14 protein-coding genes and 1 pseudogene are annotated in these 15,116 nt (G+C 36.4%); 7 read left to right on the top strand and 8 right to left on the bottom strand.

From position 1 onward, the window contains the following. Positions 1–114: 114 nt before the first annotated feature. A complete protein-coding gene (locus tag ACFCYJ_RS08170) occupies positions 115–750 on the bottom strand; it encodes a hypothetical protein (protein WP_376073132.1) in 636 nt (211 codons plus the stop codon). A gap of 409 nt (positions 751–1,159) precedes the next feature. Then, positions 1,160–2,325: pseudogene (locus tag ACFCYJ_RS08165) on the bottom strand (MFS transporter). A gap of 370 nt (positions 2,326–2,695) precedes the next feature. On the opposite strand from ACFCYJ_RS08165, the gene ACFCYJ_RS08160 reads away from it, so the two are divergent. From ACFCYJ_RS08160 to ACFCYJ_RS08150, 3 genes are all read left to right on the top strand, one after another. Continuing rightward, positions 2,696–2,881: an SE1561 family protein gene (locus ACFCYJ_RS08160; protein ID WP_376073129.1), complete on the top strand. Its 186-nt coding sequence runs from the start codon at positions 2,696–2,698 to the stop codon at positions 2,879–2,881. Positions 2,882–3,287: 406 nt separating this feature from the next. After that, on the top strand, positions 3,288–4,826 hold the full coding sequence (locus ACFCYJ_RS08155) for a fumarate hydratase (RefSeq protein WP_376073126.1): 1,539 nt from the start codon (positions 3,288–3,290) through the stop codon (positions 4,824–4,826). Positions 4,827–5,298: 472 nt separating this feature from the next. Beyond that, positions 5,299–7,203 (top strand): heavy metal translocating P-type ATPase, encoded by a 1,905-nt coding sequence (locus tag ACFCYJ_RS08150; protein WP_376073123.1) that lies wholly within the window; start codon positions 5,299–5,301, stop codon positions 7,201–7,203. A gap of 46 nt (positions 7,204–7,249) precedes the next feature. Here ACFCYJ_RS08150 and ACFCYJ_RS08145 read toward each other — a convergent pair whose 3' ends face one another. Together ACFCYJ_RS08145 and ACFCYJ_RS08140 are read right to left on the bottom strand one after the other, a co-directional pair. Then, positions 7,250–8,197 (bottom strand): YihY/virulence factor BrkB family protein, encoded by a 948-nt coding sequence (locus tag ACFCYJ_RS08145; protein WP_376073121.1) that lies wholly within the window; start codon positions 8,195–8,197, stop codon positions 7,250–7,252. Positions 8,198–8,221: 24 nt separating this feature from the next. Further along, on the bottom strand, positions 8,222–8,548 hold the full coding sequence (locus tag ACFCYJ_RS08140) for a YtxH domain-containing protein (RefSeq protein ID WP_376073118.1): 327 nt from the start codon (positions 8,546–8,548) through the stop codon (positions 8,222–8,224). Between the two features lie 205 nt (positions 8,549–8,753). Here ACFCYJ_RS08140 and ACFCYJ_RS08135 point away from each other — a divergent pair, with 205 nt between their 5' ends. Then, positions 8,754–8,975: a DUF1128 domain-containing protein gene (locus ACFCYJ_RS08135; RefSeq protein ID WP_376073116.1), complete on the top strand. Its 222-nt coding sequence runs from the start codon at positions 8,754–8,756 to the stop codon at positions 8,973–8,975. A 71-nt stretch (positions 8,976–9,046) separates the two neighbouring features. On the opposite strand, the gene motB is transcribed toward ACFCYJ_RS08135, so the two are convergent. Beyond that, entirely contained in the window at positions 9,047–9,820 is a 774-nt protein-coding gene (motB, locus tag ACFCYJ_RS08130) for a flagellar motor protein MotB (RefSeq protein WP_376073113.1), read from the bottom strand. Then, positions 9,804–10,607 (bottom strand): flagellar motor stator protein MotA, encoded by an 804-nt coding sequence (gene motA, locus ACFCYJ_RS08125; protein WP_376073110.1) that lies wholly within the window; start codon positions 10,605–10,607, stop codon positions 9,804–9,806. Before motA ends, motB begins: the two co-directional genes overlap by 17 nt. Before the next feature lie 899 nt (positions 10,608–11,506). On the opposite strand from motA, the gene ACFCYJ_RS08120 reads away from it, so the two are divergent. Together ACFCYJ_RS08120 and ACFCYJ_RS08115 are read left to right on the top strand one after the other, a co-directional pair. Beyond that, entirely contained in the window at positions 11,507–11,641 is a 135-nt protein-coding gene (locus ACFCYJ_RS08120; protein WP_255350001.1) for a hypothetical protein, read from the top strand. A 180-nt stretch (positions 11,642–11,821) separates the two neighbouring features. Then, a complete protein-coding gene (locus tag ACFCYJ_RS08115; protein ID WP_376073106.1) occupies positions 11,822–12,385 on the top strand; it encodes a beta-class carbonic anhydrase in 564 nt (187 codons plus the stop codon). A 51-nt stretch (positions 12,386–12,436) separates the two neighbouring features. On the opposite strand, the gene ACFCYJ_RS08110 is transcribed toward ACFCYJ_RS08115, so the two are convergent. After that, complete coding sequence (locus tag ACFCYJ_RS08110; RefSeq protein ID WP_376073103.1) at positions 12,437–13,024, bottom strand: GNAT family N-acetyltransferase; 588 nt, start codon at positions 13,022–13,024, stop codon at positions 12,437–12,439. A gap of 339 nt (positions 13,025–13,363) precedes the next feature. Continuing rightward, positions 13,364–14,194, bottom strand: a complete 831-nt coding sequence (locus ACFCYJ_RS08105) for a polyphosphate kinase 2 family protein (protein ID WP_376073100.1) — start codon at positions 14,192–14,194, stop codon at positions 13,364–13,366. A 203-nt stretch (positions 14,195–14,397) separates the two neighbouring features. On the opposite strand from ACFCYJ_RS08105, the gene ACFCYJ_RS08100 reads away from it, so the two are divergent. Beyond that, positions 14,398–15,111 (top strand): hypothetical protein, encoded by a 714-nt coding sequence (locus ACFCYJ_RS08100; RefSeq protein ID WP_376073097.1) that lies wholly within the window; start codon positions 14,398–14,400, stop codon positions 15,109–15,111. The last annotated feature ends 5 nt before the right edge of the window (positions 15,112–15,116 follow it).

Raw genomic sequence — 15,116 nt, 5'->3', positions numbered from 1 at the left:
GATTATTTAAACTATCCATTGTAGTAAGACATGTTTCAGGTTTTAACTCGCACACATGTCTTGAAGCGCGAGCGACTTTTCGTTTTCCGTTTTCGCTAGGCCATGCATATTTAGTTAGGCTTGTACTTCAATAAATGTTGTTGCATTCGATTCCGATAATACAGCATCGACCTCTGATTCGAATTCTTCAATTCGATTACTTAATGCTTCAATTTTCTTTTTAACATTCATCGGATCAATTAACTCGTACTCGTTTCTTTTCATAAATGTGTCCGTATGTAATTTTACTTCTTCTGGAGATTGTTTATCTTTATTTCCTAATATATTAACTAAATACGTTTCTAGCTTTGCTGGCAAGGCATCATTTTCTTTTGCAACCGTATTTATCGCTGAACGATATTGCTGTTGCATGACTTCTAACAGTTCCTTTTCATATTGAATGGACTGTTTGCGTTCAATCGCTTCTGCTACAGTCATTTCTTCTTTTCCCACTATTACTTTTGTTTTAGCATTAGACTCTACAACTAGCGCCTTAATTCGGTTGCGATAGTCAACTAAGCTAACTACTTTATCGTATGAGGCTTGCATTTGCTTTTCATATTCTTGAATCTCTACTCCATTAATTTTGCTATTACTTTTGCGATTAGCTAACACTGAACTAACTTCATTCGTTGCTGCTTCGATGCGGTGATTTAGCATCTTTAATTCTGTTAATGCACGGTGAATCGATAATTTTTTATATTCTGCCATGTGTTAATCTCCTCATTATAAATAGTCATCTTAGTTAGTGTTCTTCTATTATATAGAGATAGAAATCCAAAGTCCAAATATTACTTATCTGCAAATATTATTTGATTTTATGTTCGCTTGTCTGTATAATACTATTTTAGGTGCCAAACCTATGTGACTTGGACGAAAAATCCTTGTCACGCAAAGAATGCCATAACAGCACGGATTTGCTGGGCATTTTTTGTTTTATGAGCGGGAGATGAGCCCCGCTCTTTTATTTTGCCCAAATTTCACATTATGAAAAAGCTGAGTAATTTACTCGAGCAATAACTTCCCCTACCTGATCAGTTCTTCTCTATACCCGAACGGTTGACGCTCTTCCTTCTACTTCAAAGTTGATTTCCAAAAGACAAAGCCTCTTACATCGACACTAATTGCTTATTTTTTTTCGTCCAAATACTAACAAAACAATAGTTACAGTTAGCAAAAGCATCGCAACTAATAAAAGGAAGCTGTAATTTACATATTCTAAATAAACGCCTCCTAAAAATGGCCCTGTTAAGCTACCGATACTAAGGGCAATGCCGCAAAGCAGATTTCCTGTTGGCAGTAGTTCCTTTGGTGTTAAGTCAGCCATAAAGGTAATACCTAATGAAAACATCGAACCGACTAATGTCCCTGTAAAGAAAAATGCTACGGCTACTGCCATTTGTGAATGCTCTACAAAGCTCGCAATGCCAAAAATAATAATCCCTCCAAATGAGCCTATCATTAAGACATTACGTCTTCCTACTTTATCCCCTATAGCTCCAAGTGGTACTTGTGTTAAAATCCCACCAAATGTAAAGACTGATAAAATAATAGGAATCATATTCACGTCGAAACCTTTACGCAAAGCATAAACTGGGAACAAAGCATTTAAAGAGGATTCTAAAAAACCGTAAACAAATGGCCCTAAAAAGGCAATCCATCCAAATACAATGGCCATTTTATAACGATGCCAGCCTCTTGCATGTAAGTCTCCCGTTAAACGTTCTGGTTTTTCATTTTGTAAGAGAAATACAAAAGATCACGCTAATAAGCACATAATTGAGGATACAATAAACGGTAATGCCTCTGAAATTTGTATAAGTTTTACCATTAATGGCCCAACAGCAAAGCCAGTGCTGAAGGACAAGCCGTAAATGGCCATACCTTTTCCTAAGCTTTTATGATCCGATGTGCTTGTAATCCACGTCTATGTTGCAAAGTGTAATGCATGATCACCTACCCCAATGAATAGGCGGAGAATAAACCAAAAGGTCACACTCTACTATAAAGGAAATGCTAACAGCGAAGCGAAGACAAGTGCACCGCCCATTAAAATAATGGGTTTGTAGCCCCATTTTCGTAATGGCTGTTCGATAAATGGGGTGATTAATAAAGTTCCTATGTATAGACCTGTTGCATTCAATCCGTTCAACGCGGAAGATACCCATCACGTTCGAAAATAATTGAAATTAGCGGTAAAAGCATCCCTTGTGAAAAGCCTGAAATAGATACAATTAACACTAGAATGGCAAATCTTTTTTTGCTGTAATCTGAGAAGTATGTCATCCTTTCCTCCAACATCAGGTCATTCTTCCAAAGAACAGCATACTAAAAAGCCTTAGCGCTCACCACATGTGATTTTACGCTAAGGCCTAACTAACACTTATCTCCATTTAATTGTATAAACACGAATTTCGGCTTTTACATTGGCCGAGTACTTGTTTAAACTCCCTCCTTTTCGAGTTAGAGTCTTTTTGGATTTTTTAAATCAGCTCCTTTACCTTTTCTTAATACTAATTTAACACACGATTTCATTATTGTAAATATTCTGTCTATTGTTTTTTTCAAAATAATCGCTTAGTCCTAGGCGTTTACCTAAACATTGAAATTTAGTCCCGAATCAGCTAAGATGAAGGGGACGAAATGAGGTGTATGTATGTCAAATCCAATCACTGATAAAAAACAGCAAATGAGTTACTTAAAAGAGCGTCTTGAAATGTTTTTAGAAGTTTTAGATGCCATTGATCCTGAAACAACTGAATTAGAGGATATTGATCGTTTAATTCAAATGATGGATGATTTAGAGGACAAAATGGAGCAATTTAATGCTCGTGAACAATAACTACTAATCAATTTCGCCTTGGCGTAATTGCGTCCGGAGGCTATATAAAAGCAAGTGGAAAGCTATATATCCACTTGCTTTTTTTCTTGGCCATTTCTGGCTAGTAGCAATCCCAATTATATAGAACTTTACTAAAATCCTTACGTTTCAGGTGAACAGCTCCTCGAAAGCATGCTCCCGTAAATCCTATAACCGATCAGGAAATCTTAATATATTGTTTATTACCCCGCTTCAATTTTCTTCTAACATCTTAACGATAAATAACATAATTTCACATTATAATTTCCTCTTTTTGAGAATAGACCTTTAATTCTGACCACAATGAGTTGAACTCTTTTTTTCATTAGTTGAAAAGAGTATAATGTAACGTGGAAATAATCAAATTTTCTATGGGGGGCAATATCAAATGAATATCCAAACTTTGGAGAAAAGTCTTTACGATTTAATTACTGAAACGTCTACAAATCTACCAAAAGACGTACGTCGTGCTATTAAGAAAGCTAAAGAAGCTGAGAATTCAGGTACTCGTGCTGCAATGAGCTTAGACACAATCTCAACTAATATTATTATGGCAGAAGATAATGTATCACCTATCTGTCAAGATACTGGTCTACCAACATTCAAAATTTATACTCCTGTTGGTGTAAACCAATTAGAAATTAAAGAAGCTATTAAAAAAGCTATTTGCGATACATCTGCCGATGCAAAATTACGTCCAAATGCGGTTGATTCATTAACAGGCGCAAACAGCGGTAACAACCTTGGTGACGGTCTTCCTGTTATGAAATTCGAACAATGGGAAAAAGACTACATTACAATTAAATTAATCCTTAAAGGTGGCGGCTGTGAAAATAAAAACATTCAGTATAGCCTACCATGTGAGATTGAAGGTCTTGGCCGCGCTGGTCGTGATTTAGATGGTATTCGTAAATGTATCATTCACTCAGTATACCAAGCACAAGGTCAAGGCTGTTCAGCTGGTTTCATCGGTGTAGGTATCGGTGGCGACCGTTCTTCTGGTTACGACTTAGCGAAAGAACAATTATTCCGTCATGTGGAAGATACAAATCCAAATGCTGATCTTGCTAAATTAGAAGAGTATGTAGTGAAAACTGCAAACACATTTGGTATCGGTACAATGGGCTTCGGTGGTGAAGCAACATTACTAGGCTGTAAAATTGGTGTTATGCACCGTATCCCTGCATCATTCTACGTATCAGTAGCTTATAACTGCTGGGCATACCGTCGTATGGCTGTGGACATCAATCCTCAAACTGGTGAAATTATTAACTGGCATTACCAAGAAGGCGAAAAAATTACATTTAAAGAAGATGAAGTTGCAGCAACAACAGAAGATACTACTACAGATGTAGTGGAACTTACTGCACCAATTACTGAAGAGCAAATTCGCGCTCTAAAAGTTGGTGACGTTGTTTCGATTACTGGTCGTATGTATACTGGCCGTGACGCAATTCACCATCACTTAATGAGCCATGATGCTCCAGTTGATCTTAATGGACAAGTTATTTATCACTGTGGCCCTGTAATGGCAAAAGACGAAGAAGGTAACTGGACAGTAAAAGCAGCTGGTCCAACTACTTCTATTCGTGAGGAGCCATATCAAGGTGACATCATGAAAAAATTCGGTATCCGCGCTGTAATTGGTAAAGGCGGTATGGGACCAAAAACACTTGCTGCATTAGAAGAGCACGGTGGCGTTTACTTAAATGCAATCGGTGGTGCTGCACAATACTACGCAGACTGCATTAAAGGAGTAGACGGTGTTGACTTAATGGAATTCGGTGTTCCAGAAGCTATGTGGCACTTGAACGTTGAGAAGTTCACAGCTGTTGTAACTATGGACTCTCATGGTAACTCACTACACGCAGACGTAGATAAATCATCTCTAGAAAAACTTGCGCTACATGCAGAACGTGTTTTCTAATAAAGAGTAATTTCATTTTATAACGTTACTTTTAAAAGTAGTAATAATTTTTTAGCTGTGGCGCAAGCATAGCGACAGCCACACTACAAAAATGGGTTTTTAGTTAAATAATTTATGGCTCATCACGTTTATTGTGATGAGCCATATTTATGCAGTAATTCCCAAACTTAAGGCATTTTCACTGCACAAATTTGAAAAGCACAGAATATTCCTATGAATAACTGTGCTTTTTCTTATGTTCAAAATTATTTCAAAATACCTCATAATTGCCCCCAACTCAATCCTGGACTACTTTTATCCCCTTTTATTAAAAATTCCTTCAAATTTCTTACTTTCTTTTTTAAAATTCCTTTGTTATAATAATTCTAAATTAGAAAGGAATTAATTGAAATCTATTTTCAATTAGAAATAGTTTATACTCATTGATTTATATAGGCTTTGATATTGATTTTCATTATCAGGAGGGATAAAGGTGGAGCACACTAATCGAGAAAATTTTAGTTTAATTGATAAAACAAAGGAACATGCTGAATTAATCGCTGCCCTTATTGCAGGTTTGTTTATTTTGCTTGCATGGCGTTTAGATATTAGCGGGCAAACAACAGCTTCTATTCTTTTATATATTGTCGCATTTTGCGTCGGTGGATTTGCTAAAGCAAAAGAAGGTATTGAAGAAACCATTGAAAATAAGGCGCTTAACGTTGAACTATTGATGGTATTAGCCGCAATCGGTTCAGCAGCAATCGGTTATTGGACGGAGGGTGCTATTCTAATTTTCATCTTTGCTGTGAGTGGCGCTCTTGAAACATATGCAATGAACAAAAGTCATCGTGAAATTTCTGCACTCATGAATTTACAACCTGAAGAGGCTTGGCTCGTTCGTGGTGGTTTTGAACCAATGAAAGTTGCTGTATCAACTCTACAAATTGGTGATCATCTACTTGTTAAGCCTGGTGAACGTGTACCAGCAGACGGTGTAATCTTTAAAGGACAGTCTTCTATCGATGAATCTGCTATTAGCGGTGAACCTCTTCCAGTGGCAAAACGTGAAGATGACGAGGTATTTGCCGGTACAGTGAACTTAAATGGTGCCATTACGATGGAAATGACAAAACCGAATTCCGAAACACTATTCCAAAAAATTATCCAGCTTGTACAAAGTGCTCAAAGTGAAAAATCTCCTTCTCAACAGTTTATAGAAAAATTCGAAGGTACTTACGTGAAATTTGCGCTACTTGCCGTTGCTCTAATGATGTTTTTACCTCACTTTGTACTCGGCTGGGACTGGACAACAACTTTCTATCGAGCAATGGTACTCTTAGTAGTTGCTTCTCCATGCGCACTTGTTGCAGCCATTATGCCAGCAACACTTGCAGGCATTTCAAATGGTGCAAAACACGGTGTACTATTCAAGGGAGGCCTACATTTAGAGCATCTAGGTGCATTACGTGCACTTGCAGTAGATAAAACAGGTACTTTAACACAAGGTAAACCAACCGTTACTGATTTTATTGTTCGTGAAGGATTAGAGCGCGAAAACGCAATGGCCATCCTTGCGGGTATTGAAGCACAATCGAACCATCCACTTGCTCAAGCCATTACTTTATTCGCTAGAAAAGAAGGGATCGCACAATTTCCACAAGCCACTATTGAAGATATTCCAGGTTGGGGTATTAAAGGTTACGTTAATGAAATAGAGTATCTTGTTGGTAAACCAGACTTCGTTGGACTAGATGAGGCAAATGAATTTGCAAATGGTATAGCAGAAAACCTTGCTTCAGAAGGAAAAAGTGTTATTTTCATTCGTGACAAAGATGGCATCGTCGCATTAGCAGCCTTAAAGGATACCGTTCGCAATGAAGCAAAAAAAGCAGTGTCATTATTAAAAGAGCTTGGTATTAATGTTGTTATGCTAACGGGCGACAACGAGAAGACAGCAAAGGTAATTGCCAAGGAAGCAGGCGTGACAGAATACGTCGCAGAATGTCTCCCTGAAACAAAAGTGACTGAGATGAAACGACTTCTTTCTGAACATAAATTTGTAGGGATGGTCGGTGACGGTATTAATGATGCACCTGCATTAGCAACTGCAACTACCGGAATTGCTATGGGAGAAGGAACAGATGTTGCTTTGGAAACAGCAGATGTCGTTTTAATGAAAAATGATTTATCAAAAATTGCCTATGCCGTACGTTTATCACGTAAAATGCAACGCATCGTCAAACAAAACATTTTCTTCTCAATCGGCGTTATCGTTTTATTAATTGCCTCAAACTTTTTACAAGTCGTCGATTTACCCCTAGGTGTAATCGGTCATGAAGGCAGCACCATTTTAGTTATTTTAAACGGCTTACGTATGCTTAATAAAAACGTCTAAAACAAACAGCCTCGTATCACAAAATGTGATATCGAGGCTGTCCTTTTTAATATTCCAAACTATTTGTTAAAGTCTCCTGCTTCTTAAGCTCTTTTTGCAATGCTTTTTTCTGCATCGTCGCATTTAAAACGCCACCAAAAATTAAAATAATCCCCGTGAAATATAGCCAAAGCATTAAAATAATGACGCCACCAATACTGCCATATGTAGCGGAATAATTCGCGAAATTATTAATATAAAAAGAAAAAACAAATGTAACTGCCTGCCAAGCCAAAGTCGAAAACAATGCCCCCGGCCAAACGCTCATTAACTTCAAACGAGGATTTGTATTCGGAACAAATCTATAGATCCCCATTAAAACAATAAAAATGAGTAGAGGTGGTATCGACCAGCGCATTCTATGCCAGATTATTTCAAACTGCTCCTCAATGCCAACAATCGAAAATAAGAAATGCCCCACCTGTTGCCCAAAAACCGGTAAAAGTAGAGCGACAGCAATAACAACGACAAACGCTATGGTGAAAACAAGGGATAACCCTCGATCCAATATACTCCCCCTAGTTTCTGTATCATAGGCCTTATTCAAGGCTCTAGTCAATGCATTAATCCCTTTAGAAGCAGACCAAATCGTTCCAAGCACCCCGATGGATAATAAACTACTATTACGGCTTGTTAAAATTTCATTTAATGTATTTTCAATAAGCCTATATACCTCGTCCGGCATAACATTCACTAGAAAGGAATACACTTGCGTCGTCTCTAAATTCAAATACGGTAGTAATGTAACTAGAAAAATTAGCAGTGGGAAAAAAGATAGTAAAAAGAAATAAGCCAATTCTGCTGCAAGAGCTGATATTTCCACTCGCTGGAAGCGTAATATTAAATCTTGCATAAAGCCTCTTGATGTCATCACATCTACAGTGTCTTCGTCTGGTGAGACAAATGATTTTACCCTACCGACAGCTGTATGTATCGATGCTTTTTTCTTTTCCATACAAATTTCCTCCTGTGCGAACAACTATTCTTTATCAGGTAAAGAAAAGGCTGATTTTGTGTCATTAATCATGCCTTCGATTGTGGATGGTAATTCTTTAAATTCATCCACTTTTTCAACAATCGCGTTGACATTTTCTGACACACCTTCACATAGCACTTTAGCGGACAATACTTTTTCCTCAACTAGCACTTGTAATTCCTCTCGATTGGCTGCATAATACGAGATTGCTTCTTTCATCTTTTTCGTTGTAGCTATTGTTTTTTCACGCGTTACACGGTCCAACATGCTTAATGCAGCACCAACTGTGGCACCAACTACGATGGATGCTAATAATTTACTTCGTCCCATATTAAATACCCCCTGCTTCAAATGTGTTTTAGAATAATGAATCAATTATACCTCGGCATACTTGCGTCCGGAGGCTTTAACTTCTCACTGCCCTTATTCTACCCAATAATAGTCTATTTTTAAAGCAATGCCCAAATACAGTGTTGACATTTTTTTTATTCAATGAAATGATATTTCCGAGGATTATGAAAGGTAGGTTTAAATAATGGATTTATCAGTACCGTCAAAAGAGAACGTTATTTATATTGTTGATCAAATGAAAGAAAAGCTTCGTATGGTAAATGTCGATGCAATGAAATCGGAAAATTTCGATGAAGCTAATTACGAAGACCTTGTCTATTTATACGAAATGGTCATGAAACGTAATGCATTTAGTCCGAGCGAGATGCAAGCCATCGTTGCTGAATTAGGAGCTTTACGTAAATAATTAAGCATTTTGTAAATAGAGATAAAAAGCTATTAGCATGACACTCAGTGCCTTTTGCTAATAGCTTTTTTCTATTGCGTTTTTTTGGCAGCAGATCCATCTTCTTCTACAAGTGGTAGAATTAATACTTCTACACGACGGTTTTTTGCACGCCCTTCAGTAGTATCGTTTGGTGCAATAGCACGATACTCTCCATAACCTTTAAAACTAAAGTTCGTAGGATCTAACTTCGAATTACTCATCAATAAAATATTAAGGAAGTTTATTGCTCGAACTCCTGACAGCTCAAAGTTAGACGAGAAGTCAGGTCCAGCTGGAACGTTGTCAGTATGACCAGTAATTACTATATTACGCGCCGGATCCGATTCTAATACGTCAGCAAGTTCCTTCGCAACAGGAACATATTCTGGTTTAATAGTTGCTTTCCCTGGATCAAACAGAAGACTATCACGAATTGTTACAAGTAAACCCTCATCAGTCATTGCTGTTGCAAACTGACCTTCCATCTCATTAACAGCGATAAAATTATCAACACTATCTTTAATTTCAGCCAACTCTTGCTGATCCTTTAAGTAAGCAGAATTTTGCTGTACTTGTTGTGGTGTTTGGTCACTTTCTGCATTCGGACTTTCGACCGGCGAAGGCTGCTCTAAAAAGCTTGTTCCACCATCAAATACTTGATTAAACACCGCTGACATTCTCTCTAGCTTTTCTTGGTCTACTGAACTTGATGCAAATAATATGATAAACACAGCTAATAGCAGTGTTAAAATATCTGCATACGGAACTAACCAAGACTCATCGATATGCTCATCATGCTTTTTTTTCTTAGCTTTCTTTGCCAAGGCCGTCCGCCCCGCTTTCATCAGAAATTTGACGACGTTCTTCCATTGTTAAGTAAGAAGATAGTTTTTGTTCGATAACACGTGGAGCTTCCCCTTCTAAGACAGAAAGGATGCCTTCAATCATCATTCTTTTTTGCTTAACTTCGATAGCAGATTTACGTTTTAATTTATTCGCAAACGGATGCCATAAAACATAACCTGTAAAAATACCTAGTAATGTAGCCATAAAAGCAGCTGAAATAGCATGTCCTAGCTTTTCTATGTCATTCATATCTGCTAATGCGGCGATTAAACCTACTACCGCACCGAGTACCCCTAAAGTCGGGGCATATGTACCAGCTTGCGTAAAGATTGCAGAACCACTAGCATGGCGTTCTTCCATTGCTTCGACTTCTTCTGTTAGGACGTCACGAATATAGTCCGCATTCTGACCATCAATTGCTAATGTAAGTCCATTTTTCAAAAATGGGTCTTCTATCTCAGAAGCTTTACTCTCAAGCGCTAATAGACCTTCACGGCGTGCTAAATCAGCCCATTGTGAAAACATCTTAATAATCTCAATATCATCTGCTAATTTTGTTTCTTTAAAAAGAATTTTAAATAGCTTTGGTACACGCTTTAACTCCTTCATTGGGAAGGCAATTGTTACTGCGGAAATAGTACCAAAGATGATAATTAGAATGGCAGCTGGGTTATAAAATGCACTTAAGCTTACACCCTTTAGCACCATTCCTGTTAATAGCGCTATAAACGCAAGTATTAACCCTACAATCGACGATATATCCATTCTAGAACCTCCAAATCTCCTATTTACCTTTATTTCGTCCTTTTTTTCCATATTTTAAATAAATACATAATATAGTATAAATGTATTTCACATTTTTTTCGATCTAATAAATACTTTTTATTCACTTTTCGACTATATTTGATTATATTGAATTAAGAATAATACACTAAATTGTCTTTATTTGAAATTAGTTAAGAATTTGTTATTACCCTTCGACACAAAATTATCAAAATATGCTAAACGAGTCGCAAAAGTAGGTGTAAATATCCAAAAATATCAATATCACTATATAAGCTATTCGACCGATAATCTAAAACCAGTTCGGATAATTACTAAAATTCCGTTAAAAAATAGTGTAAAACAGCTGTTTATCAATGTATCAGACGATATTTTTTTCACTCTCGTAATAAAAACGCTCCGAAAGACTCATTTAATTTCTTTCCCTATTTAATCAATTATACCTCGGCATAATCGCGTACGAATTCGGCTTTGTGCTTGGATAAAAAACTCCTTTTACCACCTAAAGACACGGAATCACCTATTTCACAGTCTTGTTTATTATTTTTGAGTCGCTTTAGAGAAATGCCTATTCTTTTCGTATTGAGGGTAGGAAATATCCTTTAGAAAGCTATTGAAGAATGAGCTAAATCACAGCATGGAACATGGCTTTATGATTAGTTTTGAGTAAATGAGTATAAATAACATGACAAATCATTGGTAAAAAAGAACTTATTCTCTGTAATAAAAACTAGGTATTTCAAGTATTTTATACCTACTAATTTTAGTCCAGACTAGGTATCTTATGGATGTCATAAATTCTCCTTAGATTTTCCTAGTAACCTATTGTATAATCACTATAGATAGTATTGTAGATTATTTAGTAGAGAGGAGCTTTCATTATGTTCATTACGACTGTACTTGGCTTTTCAGCCGTTTTACTAATTTCTCTAGCATTCTTCATCCACTACCTACAAGTTGGTTTAGATTCTAAATCTTCAGTAACTGTAGATCCAATGCCAAAAGAAAAATATTAATTTCATTAAAAAACAGCTACCATAACGTAGCTGTTTTTTATTTTTTTAAGTTATTTCGTTTCGCTAAATAAATTACTAAACTTCTTTTTTTTCGTAAAAATTGCGTGAATATTGTCATTATTGTTTGCATATTGATCATTTTGCTCTAAAATATTTCTGTAGGGAAGGGAGCAATCTTTCATGACAATGTTACAAGATATTCTTAAGTTTAATGAAGATTTCGTTCAAGAAAAAAAATATGAGCCTTTTATTACAACAAAGTATCCTGATAAACGCATCGTTGTGTTATCTTGTATGGATACTCGTCTTGTTGAGCTGTTACCTAAAGCTATGAATTTACGTAATGGCGATGTAAAAATCGTTAAAAGTGCTGGGGCATTAGTTAGTCACCCTTTTGGTGCAATTATGCGTAGTTTACTTGTAGCTGTTTATGAACTACAAGCGGATGAAGTGTATGTTGTTGGACATTACGACTGCGGTATGAGTGCAGTTGACCCAGAAGCAATGCTAAATAAAATGGTTGCTAGGGGAATTAACCCTGAAACTATCAAAACGGTAGAAAATTCAGGTCTTGATTTAAAAAAGTTTTTACGTGGCTTTGGCGACGTAAAAACAAGTGTTAAGAAAAGCGTAGATACAATTCGCAATCACCCGTTAATGGTGAAAGATGTACCTGTTCATGGATTAGTAGTTGATCCAAATACAGGTCGCCTTGATTTAATCATTGACGGTAGTAAACAATAGTAAAAATAAAAAGCGTCTATCCTTCATTGTTTGAAAGATAGACGCTTCTTTTTATTCGTTCTCTAAACGTGCATACATATAATGATCCACCCATTGGCCATTAATGTACAGTAGCTTTCTCAAAAGACCTTCCTGCTGAAATCCAGACTTTTCTAAGACTCGGATAGAAGCATTATTTTGTGTTGAAACATAAGCCTCTACACGATGTAAGCCTACTTGCTCGAACGCAAATTGCACGACCATATTTACTGCTTCTGTCACGATCCCTTTTCCTACATAAATTTCATCCATCGCATAACCAACAAATGCACTGGAATACGGTAAACGTTTTACTGCATAAAGAGCAATATGTCCAATTAGATTATTTGTACCTGGCTCAAAAATACCGAAAGTAAATTCCCTCTTTGAGTCCATTAAGTATAAGCTTTCTTGAATTTTTTTATATTGAGCATTAATTGTATAATATTCGGGTCGTTGTAACGGTTCGTATGTAGACCAAAAATATTTATTGCGACTTACGAGATCAGTTAAACTTTGTGCATCTTTTTCATAAAATGTGCGAATGTAGCATTTCCCTCCCTGAATCGATACCACATTTTCACCCTTTTTCCTCAATAGATTCCAAATTTTAAGCACCATTTTTCCACACTAACCTTCCGATAATTGTCAATACATTTTAATGCCTGCGTTCATTTTCGATAGATAAAAAATCCAATTACATGAAGTATTACTGCACTCCGCTTAACGGTCAGTAAAAGGCCTTTCCTAGTTTTAATTGAGCTTCAGTCAATATAGCGGACTCTTAACTGACCGTAAAGCGCCAGGCAAAACATGAGAATAGATGATAAACTAACCATAATAATTCACTAACAATTTGTGGGGAAACACCCACTGAATTGAAGTTTTACTTTATTGTATGTAAAAAAAGATGCTGCTACAACTAAAACATTTCGTCTTGTTGTTACAGCATCAATAACATTATTTCATTTTTTGTTTTTGTTTTTTAGGCTTCTCTTCTAGCAATTCAAGGCTAGACGATTCTGCATCTTCTAAATGCGCTTTATCTAAGACATTCGTTAAATAAAGGCCACGTTTTTTTGCCTCACGTTCAATATGTGCTAATGTTTCTTGCAACACCTGTACACGAGCATATTGTTTATCGTCACCTGGTACTAGAACCCATGGCGCACTTTTCTTATCGGTCTTCTCAAACATTTCATTCGCAGCTTCTATATACTGAGGTGTTTTTTCACGATTTCGCCAGTCTTCATCTGTTAGCTTCCAAGACTTATACGGATCTTGCTCACGTTCTTTAAAACGATTAAGCTGCTCTTCATCTGATACTTGAAGCCAGAACTTAATAACAATATAATCTCCTGCAGTTAAAATCTTTTCAAAATTATTAATTTCCTCGTATGCACGAGACCACTCTTCATTTGTTGCAAATCCTTCAATACGCTCAACTAATACACGACCATACCACGAGCGATCAAAAATAGCGATTTGTCCATGTTGTGGCAGCTTTCTCCAAAAGCGTTGTAAATAATTGTAGCGCAGTTCATGAGGCTGAGGTGCTGAAATGGGGTGTACGACATAACCACGTGGATCAACACGTTCAATTAGACGCTTAATAGCGCCACCCTTACCAGCAGCATCCATACCTTCAAATACTAAAATTAACCCTATTTTATTGTTTAATAAAAACTGTTGAGCATTTAACATTTCATACTGGAGTACTTTTAATTTCTTTTTATACATTTTCTTATCCAGATTAACTGATAAATCTAGATCATTTAAATTTTGAGTCATTAAAACTTCACTCCTTACATTTGTATACTCCCATTGTACTAAAGAAATATATGAATGCCTATGCAAATGGTAAATTGTAGATAATTTTAGCGAAACAACACGATACATTGTTGGAAATTTCCGTTATAATGAAAATATAACGTATCAGTCCTATACTTATTTGTCTTTTCCCTATACAATTTAACACGAAGGGAGAGGAAAACATGCCTCGATTTTTTTTGATGACAATCACTTACATTGTCTCACTTATCCTAACCTTTTCATCCTATTTCATGAAAATAAACGGTCAATCTTCCTTAGAGATCTCAAATCGTTTTCCAGTAATATTTGCACCTTTTAATGTAAGTTATGTGATTTGGATTGTGGTTTACATGTTACTTGGTTATTGGTTAGTCATGAATCTAAAAAAGACATCTATTAAACAGACTGTTCTCTTTAGTAGCATATGTATCATGCAGGCGTTAGCAATTGTTGTTTGGCATCACGAACTTTTTATCGTGTCAATTGTCAGTACGTTTATTTTAGTACTGTATTTATCTAAGTTGTACAAAACGTACCCTCTCAGCAATAATTCACTCACGGGTCGTCTGCCCTTTTCGATTTATTTCGGATGGGTTACATTTAGCCTGATGACAAATATAAGCTTTACGCTAACATCTTATCAGTGGAATGGTTTTGGGCTTAGCAACCCCCTTTGGGCAGTTATTTTACTGACATTCGGGGTAGCAATAGCGCTACATATTCGATTCCATTATTTTGATATTATCTTTCCAAGTGTATTTATCTGGTCCTATATGGGGGTCGCATTACATAATGGTTTTGATGAGCTACTTGTGTCAACGGCAGCCTTGTTTTTATGTGGCGTGCTACTTGTCGGTATATTATTTATTAAAAAAAATCCTGCCTACCAAAAATAAATTGG

It is taken from the genome of Lysinibacillus sp. NPDC056232 (genome assembly GCF_042267565.1).
Taxonomy (GTDB): Bacteria; Bacillota; Bacilli; order Bacillales_A; family Planococcaceae; genus Lysinibacillus.
The sequence above is the reverse complement of the archived record's forward strand: the minus strand, read 5'-3'. Positions and strand labels throughout refer to the sequence as shown.

Bases quoted from the DNA above. Each gene is read 5' to 3' on its own strand.
- ACFCYJ_RS08170 (WP_376073132.1), bottom strand. From the start codon at position 750: ATGGCAGAATATAAAAAATTATCGATTCACCGTGCATTAACAGAATTA.
- ACFCYJ_RS08160 (WP_376073129.1), top strand. From the start codon at position 2,696: ATGTCAAATCCAATCACTGATAAAAAACAGCAAATGAGTTACTTAAAA.
- ACFCYJ_RS08155 (WP_376073126.1), top strand. From the start codon at position 3,288: ATGAATATCCAAACTTTGGAGAAAAGTCTTTACGATTTAATTACTGAA.
- ACFCYJ_RS08145 (WP_376073121.1), bottom strand. From the start codon at position 8,197: ATGGAAAAGAAAAAAGCATCGATACATACAGCTGTCGGTAGGGTAAAA.
- ACFCYJ_RS08140 (WP_376073118.1), bottom strand. From the start codon at position 8,548: ATGGGACGAAGTAAATTATTAGCATCCATCGTAGTTGGTGCCACAGTT.
- ACFCYJ_RS08135 (WP_376073116.1), top strand. From the start codon at position 8,754: ATGGATTTATCAGTACCGTCAAAAGAGAACGTTATTTATATTGTTGAT.
- motA (WP_376073110.1), bottom strand. From the start codon at position 10,607: ATGGATATATCGTCGATTGTAGGGTTAATACTTGCGTTTATAGCGCTA.
- ACFCYJ_RS08120 (WP_255350001.1), top strand. From the start codon at position 11,507: ATGTTCATTACGACTGTACTTGGCTTTTCAGCCGTTTTACTAATTTCT.
- ACFCYJ_RS08115 (WP_376073106.1), top strand. From the start codon at position 11,822: ATGACAATGTTACAAGATATTCTTAAGTTTAATGAAGATTTCGTTCAA.
- ACFCYJ_RS08110 (WP_376073103.1), bottom strand. From the start codon at position 13,024: ATGGTGCTTAAAATTTGGAATCTATTGAGGAAAAAGGGTGAAAATGTG.
- ACFCYJ_RS08105 (WP_376073100.1), bottom strand. From the start codon at position 14,194: ATGACTCAAAATTTAAATGATCTAGATTTATCAGTTAATCTGGATAAG.
- ACFCYJ_RS08100 (WP_376073097.1), top strand. From the start codon at position 14,398: ATGCCTCGATTTTTTTTGATGACAATCACTTACATTGTCTCACTTATC.